13 protein-coding genes are annotated in these 13,893 nt (G+C 41.7%); 5 read left to right on the top strand and 8 right to left on the bottom strand.

Translation table 11 applies throughout. From position 1 onward, the window contains the following. Window positions 1-3 precede the first annotated feature (3 nt). Window positions 4-342: a GntR family transcriptional regulator gene (locus E4O01_RS06735; RefSeq protein ID WP_256484161.1), complete on the bottom strand. Its 339-nt coding sequence runs from the start codon at window positions 340-342 to the stop codon at window positions 4-6. Window positions 343-555: 213 nt separating this feature from the next. On the opposite strand from E4O01_RS06735, the gene secA reads away from it, so the two are divergent. From secA to purH, 3 genes are all read left to right on the top strand, one after another. Further along, entirely contained in the window at window positions 556-3,312 is a 2,757-nt protein-coding gene (secA, locus tag E4O01_RS06730; RefSeq protein WP_253695013.1) for a preprotein translocase subunit SecA, read from the top strand. Window positions 3,313-3,343: 31 nt separating this feature from the next. Next, on the top strand, window positions 3,344-3,931 hold the full coding sequence (purN, locus tag E4O01_RS06725) for a phosphoribosylglycinamide formyltransferase (protein WP_253695012.1): 588 nt from the start codon (window positions 3,344-3,346) through the stop codon (window positions 3,929-3,931). Window positions 3,932-4,091: 160 nt separating this feature from the next. Next, complete coding sequence (gene purH / locus E4O01_RS06720; protein ID WP_253695011.1) at window positions 4,092-5,693, top strand: bifunctional phosphoribosylaminoimidazolecarboxamide formyltransferase/IMP cyclohydrolase; 1,602 nt, start codon at window positions 4,092-4,094, stop codon at window positions 5,691-5,693. 6 nt (window positions 5,694-5,699) lie between these two features. Here the strand turns inward: purH and era are convergent, their stop codons facing one another. The 6 genes from era to E4O01_RS06690 all read right to left on the bottom strand — a co-directional run bounded on the left by era (window position 5,700) and on the right by E4O01_RS06690 (window position 10,219). After that, the gene (gene era / locus E4O01_RS06715) at window positions 5,700-6,620 is read right to left on the bottom strand and encodes a GTPase Era (RefSeq protein WP_253695010.1); all 921 of its coding nucleotides are present in this window, start codon (window positions 6,618-6,620) and stop codon (window positions 5,700-5,702) included. A 1-nt stretch (window position 6,621) separates the two neighbouring features. Then, window positions 6,622-7,470 (bottom strand): RnfABCDGE type electron transport complex subunit B, encoded by an 849-nt coding sequence (locus E4O01_RS06710; protein ID WP_253695009.1) that lies wholly within the window; start codon window positions 7,468-7,470, stop codon window positions 6,622-6,624. 91 nt (window positions 7,471-7,561) lie between these two features. Further along, window positions 7,562-8,308, bottom strand: coding sequence for an elongation factor Tu (locus tag E4O01_RS06705; RefSeq protein WP_253695008.1), 747 nt, complete (start codon window positions 8,306-8,308; stop codon window positions 7,562-7,564). Window positions 8,309-8,330: 22 nt separating this feature from the next. After that, window positions 8,331-8,987 (bottom strand): YoaK family protein, encoded by a 657-nt coding sequence (locus tag E4O01_RS06700; RefSeq protein WP_253695007.1) that lies wholly within the window; start codon window positions 8,985-8,987, stop codon window positions 8,331-8,333. 59 nt (window positions 8,988-9,046) lie between these two features. Further along, window positions 9,047-9,598, bottom strand: a complete 552-nt coding sequence (locus E4O01_RS06695; RefSeq protein WP_253695006.1) for a DUF2764 domain-containing protein — start codon at window positions 9,596-9,598, stop codon at window positions 9,047-9,049. Between the two features lie 3 nt (window positions 9,599-9,601). Further along, window positions 9,602-10,219 (bottom strand): V-type ATP synthase subunit E, encoded by a 618-nt coding sequence (locus E4O01_RS06690; protein ID WP_253695005.1) that lies wholly within the window; start codon window positions 10,217-10,219, stop codon window positions 9,602-9,604. Between the two features lie 136 nt (window positions 10,220-10,355). Here E4O01_RS06690 and E4O01_RS06685 point away from each other — a divergent pair, with 136 nt between their 5' ends. Together E4O01_RS06685 and E4O01_RS06680 are read left to right on the top strand one after the other, a co-directional pair. Then, window positions 10,356-10,709 (top strand): ArsR/SmtB family transcription factor, encoded by a 354-nt coding sequence (locus tag E4O01_RS06685; protein WP_253695004.1) that lies wholly within the window; start codon window positions 10,356-10,358, stop codon window positions 10,707-10,709. Further along, window positions 10,710-12,929: a heavy metal translocating P-type ATPase gene (locus E4O01_RS06680; RefSeq protein WP_253695003.1), complete on the top strand. Its 2,220-nt coding sequence runs from the start codon at window positions 10,710-10,712 to the stop codon at window positions 12,927-12,929. 21 nt (window positions 12,930-12,950) lie between these two features. Here the strand turns inward: E4O01_RS06680 and E4O01_RS06675 are convergent, their stop codons facing one another. Next, on the bottom strand, window positions 12,951-13,874 hold the full coding sequence (locus E4O01_RS06675; RefSeq protein WP_253695002.1) for a pseudouridine synthase: 924 nt from the start codon (window positions 13,872-13,874) through the stop codon (window positions 12,951-12,953). Window positions 13,875-13,893 lie beyond the last annotated feature (19 nt).

The following is a 13,893-nucleotide window of genomic DNA, read 5'->3' as shown; positions in this document are numbered from 1 at the left end:
TATTTAATCTTCATCAAAAAGAAGTTTTACAATTTGTAAAAATTCTTTTTCCGTTATCTTGAGCCTTTTGGCCTCATCGATGGCCTCGGCTATCTTTTCTTCAACTATGCTCCTTCCGGCTTCTTTAAGCCTTTCAGGATTTTGGTAGGCTACAAAGGAGCCCTTTCCTTGAACCGAGTCTATAAAGCCGTCCCTTTCCAATTCATCGTAGGCCCTCTTGGTTGTGATAACCGAAATTTGCAAGTCCTTTGCCAAGGTCCTTATAGAGGGGAGGGGGGCTCCTTCTTCTATTTCCCCGTTTAAAATCGACTTTTTTATGGCCGAATATACTTGCTCGTATATAGGGTCTTGAGATGAATTGGATATAATTATTTTTAAGATTTCCTTTACCTCCTTTTTAAAAAATAGCGGTACCTAATGTATATACAGTATATACTGTATATAAACACTTGTCAAGATCTAAAAAAGAAATTTTATAAAAATTTTTAATCTCAAAAGAACTTAAGCCGTTTCCCTCTTCTCTTTTTCCTTAAATTTTGATACATTATACATAATATGTTAGATTCTATAATTAAAATTCTTTTCGGCTCGAAGCATGAGCGGGATATTAAGGCCATGCTTCCGATTTTACACAAGATAAACGAAAAAGAGGCTTGGGCTCTCTCCCTCTCCGAGGAGGAGTTTAAGGCAAAGACAAACGAGTTTAGGGAACGCTATCAATCCGGCGAATCCTTAGATTCCTTTATTCCTGAAGCCTTTGCCCTTGCACGCGAAGCGGCTAGACGTATCTTGGGTGAGCGTCCCTACGATGTTCAGATTTTAGGCTCCCTTGTTCTCCATTCGGGAAAGATTGTTGAAATGAAGACGGGTGAGGGTAAAACCCTTATGAGCGTTGCCGCCGCCTACCTAAACAGCTTGACCGGAAAGGGCGTTCACATTGTAACGGTAAACGATTACCTTGCAGAGCGCGATGCCGACTGGATGAGGCCTGTTTATTCTTATCTTGGAGTAAGTGTCGGAGTTATCCTTTCCAATATGGAAAACGATGCCCGCCGTATAGAATATAACTGCGATATAACCTATGGTACAAATAACGAGTTCGGTTTTGACTACCTCCGTGACAATATGCAGATGAGGCTGAAGGATAAGACCCAAAGGGAATTTTCCTTTGCAATCGTAGACGAAATCGACTCTATCTTGATAGACGAGGCAAGAACTCCCTTGATTATTTCCGGAGCTGCCGAAGACGACACTCAGCGTTTTTTTGAGGTTGACCGCCTCATAGGTCAATTAAAAGAGGTTGAAAAAAATCCCGAAACGGGAGAGTATCCTAATGAGCTTGAAGGCGAAGAAGTTATCGGGGATTATACGGTAGACGAAAAAAGTAAGCGCATTTCCTTTACCGATTCCGGTATGCTCCATATTCAGGACATCCTCCAAAGACAGGGGCTTATCAAAAGCGGAAACCTCTTTGATGAAGAAAACTTTGAGTACATTCACTATTTTACCCAGTCGGTGAGGGCCCATATTCTTTTCCATATAGATGTAGACTATGTTGTTCAGGACGGGCAGGTACAGATAGTAGACGAGTTTACGGGCCGTGTTTTGGAGGGACGCCGTTATTCTGACGGGCTCCATCAGGCTATCGAAGCTAAGGAGCATATTAAAATAGCTCAAAGGAATAGAACCCTTGCTACCATTACCTTCCAAAACTTTTTTAGAATGTATGACAAGCTTTCCGGCATGACCGGTACGGCCGATACGGAAGCCGTAGAGTTTACAAAGATTTATAACCTCGATGTTGTAGTTATTCCGACCAACCTTCCCGTTGCCCGAAAGGACGAACATGACGTAATCTATTTAAATGAGAACGACAAATTTGAAGCCCTTTGCACCGAAATAAGCGAGGCCTATAAGAGGGGACAGCCCGTTCTTGTAGGTACGGTTTCTATCGAAAAATCCGAGCTTATTTCAAAACTCTTGACAAAGAGGGGTGTAAGGCACGAGGTTTTAAACGCCAAGAATCACGAGAGAGAAGCCCTCATCATTGCAGAAGCCGGAGCAAAGGGCTCTGTTACCATAGCCACCAACATGGCAGGACGAGGTACCGACATTAAGCTGGGAGGAAGCCCCGAAATGCGCGCCAAAAAACGCACGGGAACAAATCCCAATCCCGATTATTACGAAAAGGTTCTTGCAGAAGAATATGCAAAATGGCAGGCTGACTATAACGAGGTAAAATCTCTTGGAGGCCTTTATGTAATAGGTACGGAGCGTCATGAAAGCCGCCGAATCGATAACCAGCTTCGAGGCCGCTCAGGCCGTCAGGGAGACCCGGGCCGCTCCAAATTCTTCCTTTCTCTCGATGACGATCTCATGAGGCTTTTCGGGGGAGAAAACTTAAAGAATGTTATGTCCAAGATCGGAATGCAGGCAGGGGAACCTATCGAGCATCCGTGGATAAATAAGAGTATTGAAAAGGCTCAGACAAAGGTAGAAACCAGAAACTTCGATATTCGAAAACACTTACTGGAATATGACGACGTATTAAACGAACAGCGCTCCTTTATCTATGAGCAGCGCAATGCAATCCTTGCAGACGAAAACCTCATCGAGCGCATTTATGCCACATTAGAAGAATTTATAAGCGAAAAATTCGATGAGTATAGTTCAAGCTCTAAATCCGAAAAGGAGGAAAGTGCGCGCCGTATAAAGGATATCTTTAGGGAAAAGTTTGCCTATACCCTGACCGAAGAAGATTTTTCAAACATCGACAAAAAGAATCATGAAGAAGAGATAAACGAATTTGTCGAGCATTTTACAAAGGAACTAAAAGAAAAAGAAGCTCTTGCCGGTAAGGAAAACTTAAACATGTTTATCCGCTATCAATACTTGCAGGCTATCGATAAAAAATGGCTCGACCATCTTGAAAATTTGGAATCTTTACGCGAGGCGGTTTATCTTCGCTCCTACGGACAAAAAAATCCTTTGACAGAGTACAAGCTTGAAGGCTTCGATATTTTTTATTCCATGCTTGACGATATAAGAATCGAAATTGCATCCCGTCTTGTCCGTGTTCAAATCAGCACGGAAGAAGAAGCCCATGCTTCACGGCAAATGCGTTCCATTCAGGGAAATGCCCAGCATAACTCGATGGGAAGTTTTTCGGGTGCAGGGCAGACAGCCCTTTCTTCTCGAAGCCGTCCCGAAAATGCTCAAGTTGTGCGTACCGTTCCCAAGGTAGGAAGAAACGATCCTTGTCCTTGCGGCAGCGGAAAAAAATACAAGCACTGCTGCGGAAGAAACGGATAAGCTATATTTAATGGGTAATTGGGAATTAGGAATGAAGAAGAAGCTTGTGGTATTGGTTTCGGGGAATGGGTCTAATCTTCAAGCCGTAATCGACGGAATAAAAATGAGTTCCATTGATTACACGATTGAGGCTGTCGTTTCAAACAAAAAAGATGCCTTTGCCCTAACCCGTGCCGAAAGGGAAGGAATTAAAACCCTTTATCTTCCCTTTAAAAAAGGGTCATCCCGGAATGAGTATGATGCCCTTCTTGCCGAAAAGGTTAGCGGATTTAAACCGGACTATGTTTTGCTTTTGGGCTGGATGAGAATTTTAACGGATAGCTTTATAGCTTCATTTAAGGATAGGCTTATAAATCTTCATCCGGCCCTGCCCGGGACCTTTCCGGGAACGGAAGCTATAGAGCGGCAGTACGAGGCCTTTATGAAGGGGGAAATTTCGCGGTGCGGAATTATGACCCACTTTGTTCCCGATGAGGGAGTCGATTCGGGGCCTGTCATCTTTACCGAGGAAGTTCCGATTTTTGAAAATGAGGGATTAGAAGATTTTGAAAAAAGAGTGCACGAGGCGGAACACGCCCTTGTAATAAAAACGCTACAGAATTTGCCGGAGATTCGATAAACAGTTCGGCAGGAATTCTGCCTCACTGTTTATCTTCGAGTTTTGTGCTTTGCACAAAACATCGCAATATTGAATGCCGTTTCTCACTGATGTTACGAAACGGCTTAAAAAGTCAAATCGAAAATTGATATTTTCTCATTGACTTTTTATGGAGGAAGTTATGGGATTGGTATTGGCATCGGTTTCGGATAAGACGGGTTTAAAGGATTTTGCGGCTTGCTTAAAAGCGGCAGGTTATGATTTTATTGCCTCAGGAGGAACTGCAAAGACCTTGGAAGAGGCAGGCATTAAGGTAAAAGAGGTTTCCGAATATACCTCTTCGCCTGAAATTTTAGGCGGAAGGGTTAAGACCCTTCATCCCATGATTCACGGCGGCATTTTAGCCCGCGATACCGAGGAGGATAGGGCCGAGCTCAAGGCCCTGGGCTTTAGCGAAATCGACATTGTGATAGCCAACCTATATCCATTTGAAAAAACTATAAGCTCTCCAAATTCGACTGAGAGCGATTGTATCGAAAACATAGACATAGGAGGAGTTGCTCTTTTAAGGGCAGCCGCAAAAAACTATTCCCGGGTTGCAATTATCTGCGACCCCGCCGACTATGACGAAATTTCTTCCGAAATCGAAAAGGTGGGAGAAATTTCTCTTTCTCTACGCAAAAAGTTGGCAATAAAGGCCTTTGATCTTTGTACCCGCTACGATGCGGCAATAACCTCTTGGCTTAGCAGGCTAGACCGGCTTAGCCATGGTATGGAAGAAAAGACTTCCCTTACACTTTGTGCCCATCCGGGGCAAGAGTTGCGTTATGGGGAAAATCCTCACCAAAAGGCATGGCTTTATACAAACGAGGCTGAGACCGGCCCCTTAGGAGGCAGGGTCTTACAGGGAAAGGAGCTGTCCTATAACAACATCCTCGATGCCGATGCTGCATGGAGGGCTGTTTCCATGTTTACAAAACCTGCAGCCGTTGTGGTAAAACACCTCACCCCCTGCGGCCTTGCCGAAATAAACGAGGAGGATTCAAAAGAATCCGCATACTCTTCTCCCCATTCCGAAGTTTCTTCCGCCCTAAGGGCAGCCATCGACTGCGACTCTGTTTCGGCTTTTGGAAGTATAATCGCCTTAAACCGCCCCTTCGATAAGGCTTCGTTTGAAGCCCTTGGAACCTTGTTTGTCGAGTGTATTATCGCCCCTCTTTTTACCGAAGAAGCAAAAGAACTTTTGGCGGGCAAAAAAAACTTACGCCTCATCGAAGCTCCTTTCCCTCAGGAAAAAGAACTTTATGAATATAAGTCTGTCTTGGGAGGCTTTTTAAAGCAGGAAAAAGATTTAGGCGACCCTGAAAGCACGGAATATAAGGACGCAGCTTCAAGGAAAGCAACTCCCCTTGAAAGGTCTCTTTTACTATTTGCCATGAAGGCTTGCACCATGGTTAAGTCCAATGCCATTCTTCTCGCCGCCCCGATAGATCCTTCAAATCCCCAAAAAGGTTTTTGCTCCGTCGGCATAGGCTGCGGCCAGCCCAACAGAGTTGATGCCGCCCGCCAAGCCATCGAAAGAGCAGGAGAGCGGGTAAAGGATGCCGTCCTTGCCTCAGATGCCTTCTTCCCATTTCCCGACACAATCGAAGAAGCCGGCAAGGCCGGAATAAAGGCCGTAATCCAGCCCGGCGGCTCAATCCGAGACGACTTAAGCATTGAAGAATGTAACAAACACGGAATGGCTATGCTGGTAACGGGAGTAAGACACTTTAAGCATTAGGAAATTCTAATACGAAATCTTCTGTATAATATTATCTTTTTGGCGCCAGTTTTTGTTGACACGGACTTGAAGATCCAGTTGAACCTTATAAGGGAATATTTTACGCATTTCGGCCATGGATTTTATTCTTATGCTTTTGATGACGGCGGCTCCCTTGCCTATGAGCATGGCCTTCTGGCTTTCTTTTTCGACATAGAGGAAGGCCCGCACCCAAAGTTCTTTGCCGTTTTTACGCATTTCTGCATCTTCTACCCCTGCATAGAGGGAGTGAGGAATTTCCTCTCTGGTGTGGGCTATGGCCTGTTCCCTTATAATTTCGGTAATCCTAAAGACGACATCCTGATCGGTGTAGATATCTTCGGGGTAGAGGGCTTCTCCTTCGGGAAGAAGTTCCATGAGGGAGGCTAAAATTTCATTTATGCCCTCATCCTTTAGGGCGGAAATTTCAAAGATTCTTTCTTGAGGAATATCGGGTAAAAGCCTTAAAAGCTCATTTTTTACACTGTCAACTTTTGAGTTTGCCGAGGGTTTTGGTGTACCGTCTGTCTTTGTGGAGGCAAGGTCGGCCTTGTTGAGCCCTATTACTGTTTTTCCCTGTAAGGAATTTAAAAGAGAGCAGATGTTTTTTTCTTCTTCTCCGAATTCCCTTGAAATATCTATGAGGTATAGGACTGCATCCCCTTCTTCCAGACGGGTTTTTGCAATTTCTTGAAGTTTTAGGTTAAGCTTTTTTTCGGATTTGTGGTAGCCGGGGGTATCGATAAAAACTATCTGCCCCTTGGTAGTGTTTACGATACCCCTTATTGCATTTCGGGTTGTTTGCGGAATTGATGAGACAATCGAAACTTTTTCGCCCGAAGCCGTATTTAAAAATGTTGACTTTCCGGCTGAGGGGCGGCCTATTATCGTTACAATTCCGCTTTTCATTTTATGCGCTTTGGCAGCCTTCGCAAGATGCACAAGAGTTAAACTTTATCTTGTTTTCTGTAAGCATGAGAACCTTTGTGGGGCAGCCTTCAACGCACTTATTGCATGAATCGCAAAGAGCATAATCTACCTTGGGTATTCCGTCTATTACCTTTATGGCTCCCGTAGGACAGTTCTTTTCACACTTCATACACTTTATGCAGCCTCGCTTACAGTTTTTCATAATCTGAGGCTTACGCGGGTTTTTGCATGAACAGAGGGCTATAGCTCCTTTTTGATCGATAGGAACAGTGGTTAAAACGTGTTGCGGACATTGGGCAACGCAGACGGCACAGCCTGTACACTTATCGTAATCTACTTCAGGAAGTCCGTTTTCTTTTATATGAATGGCATCAAAGGGGCAGGCATGTTCGCAGTCGCCGAGACCTATGCATCCCCAATCACACTCCTTTGTTCCGTTGATCGAAATCTTTGCAGCCTTACAGGTTTTGACTCCTATGTAGTCGCATTTGTTTTTGCAGACATCGTGAGAGCCTTGGCAGGTTAAAACAGCAACTCTCGCCGAAGCCGAAGCATCGACTCCCATTATCTTTCCTATGGCTTGAGCTACGGGGGCTGCTCCTACAGGGCATCCGTTTACGGGTGCATCTCCTGCCGCAACTGCTGCAGCAAATCCGTCACAGCCGGGGTAACCGCAGGCTCCGCAGTTTGCTCCCGGAAGAACCTCTCTTACGGCCGCTGCCGTCTTGTCCGGTTCCACATAAAATATTTTCTTAAAAAAGCCAAGTAGAAGGCCCAACAAAAGAGACAACACGAGCGATACGGCCAAGGTCAATAAAATAATATTCATGCATACTCCAATAAAACTTTATTTCTCTTGTATAATGCCATATTTTCAGTTTTTTTGCAAGTGATAGGCGCTTGTTTCCAAATTATCCTTGTTATATTTGAAACCATTTTGATAAGGGTATGGAACGTCCTGCCTTATCCCAATTATGGTAGTGTTCAAAAACTTTGAATACTGTATGGAATTTTTGAACCAAAATGTCGATAGTCAAAAAACTGCGCCAGTAATTATAAAAAATTGAAGTATAATTCTCGTCGTAGGTTTCTTGTCCGAAATTTTCTATAGATGAAATGCCGTATTTTTCTTCAAAAAGTTTGACCAGACTGGTGTTAATTTGTTTTTCTTTTTTTAATTCTTCGGTTGTAAGAAAAAATTTTTTGCTTATATATTCAACCATCCCTTCTTCAAACCAAATTCCTTCTTCAAATTTTTTTTCATCGTCAAAATCGTCAAGAAAGAGTTCGCTTTGATGCATTAATTCATGTCCTATTATTTGCAAAATAGTATTTTCATTTATGTTATTTGAATAGTAACTTTGAATATTTTCCACATCCTCGGCTTTGTAAACTTCGAGTTGTTTTAAATATATGGATTTCCAAATATTAAGTTCAGGAGTGATAATCATTCTAATTTCATTGGTATATGCCGGAATACTTATGCTGCTGTGTACCTTTGTTGCCATATCAAAATCTGCAAAAACTATATATTCGGGCAGATCTTTTACACTGTAGGAATTTTGAATAAAATCAATATAAGCCGCTATTTTACTTTTATGAGTTTCCAAAAATAAATTATATTCTTTAAGTTTATCGATGCTGCTGATTGAATATGCATATTCCATATGTTTTATACCTCTTAAAATTTTAAATCTTCCCTTTTTTTCTCATTAAAAAATAGTAAAGGCCTGCAACAAAATAAAGACCGGCTGAAATTAGAAAAAATGAGTCAATTTTGATAAGACTTGCTATAATTCCTCCGCTTAAGAAAAAAAGAATGTTAAGGCTGTAAAAGATAAAAAAACGGAATTTGTCTTTTTTGCCTCGGAGGCACATGGCTAAGGCAAAGGCCGCATCTGTGAGGTAGCCCGTTATGTGGGTGCTTCTTACAAGGATGTCTCCATAAAAGATAAACATGGCATTTTGAACTCCGGCAGCAAAGCTTAGGGCTGATGTTTTTAGGTTTTGCGGCACTTGGTTTTTGAACAAGGCCAAGCTTAAAAATATTAAGGCAAGGCTCATCAATAAAATGCCGTATCTTTTTTTTAACGCAAATTTTCTTTCATGGAACAAGAGGCCTGACAAAAAAGCTCCTGCAAAAAAGGCAAGAATTATGAAGATAAGGGCTAAAATTTCTTCAATGTTTTTATTTGCGATTGAAAGGGCCAGATGGCTTACGTTTCCCGTATGATGGCTCACAGGTAAAGAAAAACTAAGAATGGCTCCTACATTTATAAAACCGGACAAAAGGGTCAAAAAAGCTATCCATACTTTAAATCTCAAGTCTTTTAAAGGGCAGAGCATAAGTAATCTATCAACATAAAACCCGGCCGCCTATTTTAAGTGCCGGGTTTATAATCAGCTTATTTTTCTTCATCAAGAATACTGTTGTATATCGAAGAATATTCTTCTCTGCCTTTTTCCGTTTCGAATTTTGAGGCTCGCTCTCTTAAAAGGAGTTTAACGGCATAGGAAAAAACTCCGTCTGATGAAAATACCTCGGAGCCTCTTACCGTATCTGCAGCCTGAAATCTTGCGTTATCCAAAAAAGTTTCGGCTTCAAGAGGGTTTTGAATTGCCGCAGCTGCTCTTGCGATTTGTACCGGTGTAAATGCTGAGGAGAGTAAAATTCTTTCGTCGTAGGATACAGGAACTTCCCATTTTAACTTTGCCGAGCGTACCTGCTCAAGTGCAAGCCGTAAAGAGCGCTCAAACTCATACCATTTATCCAGATACGCAGAGCCTGTGCTTTCTTCTTCTCTTGGAGGTTCAAGAGAAAGAGTTTCCAAAATTTGAGCATCTTTTTTTGAAAGGGAACGTAAAGCAAGTTCTTTAAAGGCTTTAAAGCTCATGGGAGGCTGTATATTCGGAAATATTGAAGGCAGTTGAGCCGTCAAGTAATAGTAGGAGGCCACCTTTTAGAGCTCCTTTGCCGCATTCTTTAAAATTTCGGCTGTTTTGGGGCTTAGGTAGGACGAGAATAAATCCGCAACAGCCTCTGCTGAAAAGTCATAATAAGCGGCTCCATCCTTAGTACCTATTCTAAATCCGCCTGAAGTCTTGCTGTCGGCTTTAAGCTCCAATCCTTTGGCTATGCGTTCTTTTAAGGCAGCACTTAAAGATGACTCAAGCTCTTTAAGATCTTTTTCTGAAAGAATCACGGATAAATCTTCAGTATTGTTAGTATTTACCCAGCCCTTGACAGCTTCGGGAATCAGATTTTTAAGAACTGCCGAATCATAATTTTTAGCTGTTTCGGTTTTTATAATAGCATTAAGTTCGTTTAAAAGACCCTGTCTGAATGCAATAAGAGTATTTCTGCTTGCCTGATCTATCGAAGATTCAGCTGCTTTTTGGAATCTGAGAGCTTCTGCTTCTGCTTTTTTGATGCTTTCTTGAGCTTCAGCTTCTGCCTTTTCAACAATATTTTTTGCCTTTTCTTCTGCTGTTCTAATTATTTCGGCAGCTTTTTCATCGGCAGCGGCAACTCCGTCTTTTTTTATCTTATCAACAAGCTCTTGTAATTGAACTTCCATAAATTTCTCCTTAACAAAGTTATGCTTTCAACATTGTAACAGAAAAAGCAATTCTTAGCAAGATAGGACTTGACAAATTTTTAAAATTTATTATAATGATATATGAACAATTGTTCATATGAATAGGTGATAAAATATGATAGAAGATGAAGAAATAGGTGTTTCGGATGAAGAAACTGTAGCTCATGCAAGGGCTAAGATGCCCGATGAGCAAACTATGAGCGATTTAAGCGATTTTTTTAAAAACTTCGGCGATTCCACGAGGATTAAAATAGTTTCCGCTTTGATATCGGGAGAACTGTGTGTGGCTGACCTTGCCGAAGTTTTGGAAATGTCCGCTTCGGCCGTCTCTCACCAGCTTAGGATTTTAAGGCAGGCTAAAATAGTAAAAAGCCGCCGTAACGGAAAACAGGTTTATTATACAATCGATGATAACCATGTCGGAATCTTATATTCCGTGGGGTTGGAACACATCAGGGAGGGTAAGTAAATGGATTTTAAAAAAGAAAACGAACACAATCATGATGAACACAAACATGAGCATGATGAACATTGTTCCTGCGGGCATGAGCACCACAGTCACGACGAACATTGCTCTTGCGGGCATGAGCACAATGCAAAAGATTACAGTATGCGCGGGCATGAGCACCATGCAAAAGATTACAGAATGCGCATGCATGACCATCACGGGCACAATCACGATGAGCATTGCTGTTCTCATGATCACCACGATCATTCAGGCTGCGGATGTGAACATCATCACGGCTCGTCAAAAGAGATGATAGTTCAATTCGGTATTTCGGCCATTTTGTTTGCCGCAGGTATTTTTACCCGCATTTTTCTTGCGGAAACCGTAATTCAAATTCAAAATTTTAAATTTGCCTTTTCGACTCTTTTATTTGTCATCGCTTGGTTTGTTGCAGGCTACAAGGTATTGCTGACCTCGTTAAAAAATATCTTAAAGGGCCAAATTTTTGACGAAAACTTTTTAATGACGGTTGCAACCATAGGTGCCTTTATTTTGGGCGATTGGACTGAGGGTGCAGCTGTTATGCTCTTTTACAATTTGGGCGAGGTGGTACAGCACTTGGCTGTCGAAAAATCCAGGCGTTCAATTATCGATCTCATGGATCTCCGCCCCGACTTTGCCCGTATTTATAAACCAGGTGAAGAAGAAAAACTTGTAGATCCTTCAAAAGTAGAGGTTGGTTCCCTTGTTCTTGTAAAAGCAGGCGAAAAAATTCCCTTGGACGGAATCATCTATGAAGGAAGCGCCGAACTTGATACCTCATCCATGACGGGTGAAAGCCTTCCGCGTACAGCAGAAAAGGACAGCCCCGTTCTCGCAGGTTTTGTAAACTTAACCGGTATGATAACGGTAAAGACGACTGCCTCCTTGGAAAATACGGCCGCCTCAAAGATGCTTGAACTCATTGAGTCTGCACAAAACAGGAAGGCAAGGGTAGAGCGTTTTATTACCTCCTTTGCAAAAATTTACACCCCGATTGTTACTATAGGAGCTGTTCTACTTTCGGTTTTACCGCCTCTTTTAAGCGCTCTTATTTTTTCTTCTCCCATTAACGGCTGGGAAAGTTTTGCACCATGGATTTCGCGCGGCCTTGTATTTTTGGTAATTTCTTGTCCATGCGCCTTTGTAATTTCGGTACCGCTGGGGTATTTCGGCGGAATAGGAGGAGCTGCAAAACGAGGTATTCTTATAAAGGGAGCCGATTATGTAGATGCTCTTTCAAAGACCGATGCTGTAGTCTTCGATAAAACGGGAACTCTTACCAAGGGTGTTTTAAAGGTTCTGACCTTGATGCCTGCGGACAATGTAGAAAAGGATGAGTTTTTAAAACTTGCTGCCCTTGCAGAATTAAACTCTCATCATCCTATTGCCAAGGCTGTTCAAGACTGTGCTCTAATTAATTTGTCTGAAGAAGTAACAAGGACTTTTAAAGAAGAAGAACTTACAGACTATTACGAAAAAGCCGGAAAAGGCATTTCGGTAAAATATAAAGGCAAGACTCTTTTAGCCGGAAAAAATTCCTTCATAAGTGAAAACATAGGAAAGGAAATTCCCTTATACGGAGACGAAATAGGCGGAACCCAAGTTTATGCCGCCTATGACGGTGAGTACATAGGCTGCTTGATCTTAACCGATACCTTAAAAAATGAGGCGAGGGAAGCTATCGCAGATTTAAATAAACTGGGGCTTTCGAGAGTAGAGATACTTACAGGCGATAACGAAAAATCGGCCAAAAAAATTGCAGAAGATTTAGGCATAAAAAATTATACCGCAATGCTCTTACCTCATGAAAAGGTTTCAAGGTTTGAAGAGATTTCCGATGAGGTTAAGGCAAAGAATAAAAAAGCTTCTGTTGTTTTTGTCGGAGACGGTATAAACGATGCTCCGGTTTTGGCCCGCGCAGATGCCGGAATAGCTATGGGCGGCATAGGCAGCGATGCCGCGATTGAGGCGGCTGATATTGTTCTTATGAACGATAATCCGCGCCTTGTCGCCGCTGCTGTAAAACAAGCCCGCTTCACCCGCAAGATTGTCTGGCAAAACATAGCCTTGGCATTCGGCATAAAGATAGGCTTTTTAACCTTGGGAGCCTTAGGACTTACCGGTCTTTGGGCTGCCGTATTTGCCGATGTCGGAGTTGCCTTATTGGCAGTATTTAATTCTCTAAGAGCTAAAAGATAAGTAATGAATTACTTATCTCAGCTAAGTTTTTAACTTTGTCAAATCTACCGTGAATAAAATTTGAACCGCCCTCTTAAAATATTCGGGAAAGGGGGCGGTAATCTCGTTTGGTAATTTATCCAAAAATTGTTCGTTGAACCTTAGTTTATAAGCATGCAGAAAGTATACCGAACCGAATTTTTTCGGTAAATCTTGCGAAATTTCTTTTTTTTGTTTTGAGCCGTATTTTTTGTCGTTTAATAACGGGGTACCGAATTGGGCGCATTGTATCCGTATTTGGTGCTTTCTTCCGGTTATAAGATTAAAGAGTACAAGGCTTAAATTTTCTTTTTTTGAAAATTCCAGAATTTTTATAAGACAAAGGCATTCTTTTTGATCGATTGTACTTTTAAATTCCGTTAATGATGGTCTACCTTCCGTTATTCCTATGTATAATTTTTCGATTTTTCCTTCCCTTAAAGCTTTTGAAAAATTTTGAGCCCCTTTTAAACTTTGAGAAAAGGCTAGAATTCCGCTTGTATCCTTATCAAGACGATGCAGTGCCCCTGTTTTAAATGAGAGGCTTTTTTCTTTGGGCGGAAAGTACTTTGATACTGCATCACAGAGACTGTTTTGGCCGTGTACAAGTTCTCCAATTCTTTTATTTACAAAAAGTAAGTCATCGGTTTTTAATATCACATCAGGTTTTGGAATTAAAGAATTTATTTGATTTTTGTCCGAACCCTCCGTCAAAGTAAACAGGTTTATATCTATCGAAATTTCATCATTTTTTTTGGTCAGATAAGAACCGTTTTTCTTTTTACCGTTTACCTTTATTTTTCCCCGGCGGATTGCAGAATATATACCTGAAAGAGGCATATTTTCTAAAAATTTACGGATTACACGGTCTAATCTTCTGCCCGAATCGTCTTCGCCTATATAAAAAATTTTATTTTCTTTAATCATTTATACATTATATACCATT

It is taken from the genome of Treponema sp. OMZ 790, assembly GCF_024181285.1.
GTDB lineage: Bacteria > Spirochaetota > Spirochaetia > Treponematales > Treponemataceae > Treponema_B.
The sequence above is the reverse complement of the archived record's forward strand: the minus strand, read 5'-3'. Positions and strand labels throughout refer to the sequence as shown.

Coding starts and splice junctions, on each gene's coding strand:
- secA (WP_253695013.1), top strand. CDS start 556: ATGTTAGATTCTATAATTAAAATTCTTTTCGGCTCGAAGCATGAGCGG.
- purN (WP_253695012.1), top strand. CDS start 3,344: ATGAAGAAGAAGCTTGTGGTATTGGTTTCGGGGAATGGGTCTAATCTT.
- purH (WP_253695011.1), top strand. CDS start 4,092: ATGGGATTGGTATTGGCATCGGTTTCGGATAAGACGGGTTTAAAGGAT.
- era (WP_253695010.1), bottom strand. CDS start 6,620: ATGAAAAGCGGAATTGTAACGATAATAGGCCGCCCCTCAGCCGGAAAG.
- E4O01_RS06710 (WP_253695009.1), bottom strand. CDS start 7,470: ATGAATATTATTTTATTGACCTTGGCCGTATCGCTCGTGTTGTCTCTT.
- E4O01_RS06705 (WP_253695008.1), bottom strand. CDS start 8,308: ATGGAATATGCATATTCAATCAGCAGCATCGATAAACTTAAAGAATAT.
- E4O01_RS06700 (WP_253695007.1), bottom strand. CDS start 8,987: ATGCTCTGCCCTTTAAAAGACTTGAGATTTAAAGTATGGATAGCTTTT.
- E4O01_RS06690 (WP_253695005.1), bottom strand. CDS start 10,219: ATGGAAGTTCAATTACAAGAGCTTGTTGATAAGATAAAAAAAGACGGA.
- E4O01_RS06685 (WP_253695004.1), top strand. CDS start 10,356: ATGATAGAAGATGAAGAAATAGGTGTTTCGGATGAAGAAACTGTAGCT.
- E4O01_RS06680 (WP_253695003.1), top strand. CDS start 10,710: ATGGATTTTAAAAAAGAAAACGAACACAATCATGATGAACACAAACAT.
- E4O01_RS06675 (WP_253695002.1), bottom strand. CDS start 13,874: ATGATTAAAGAAAATAAAATTTTTTATATAGGCGAAGACGATTCGGGC.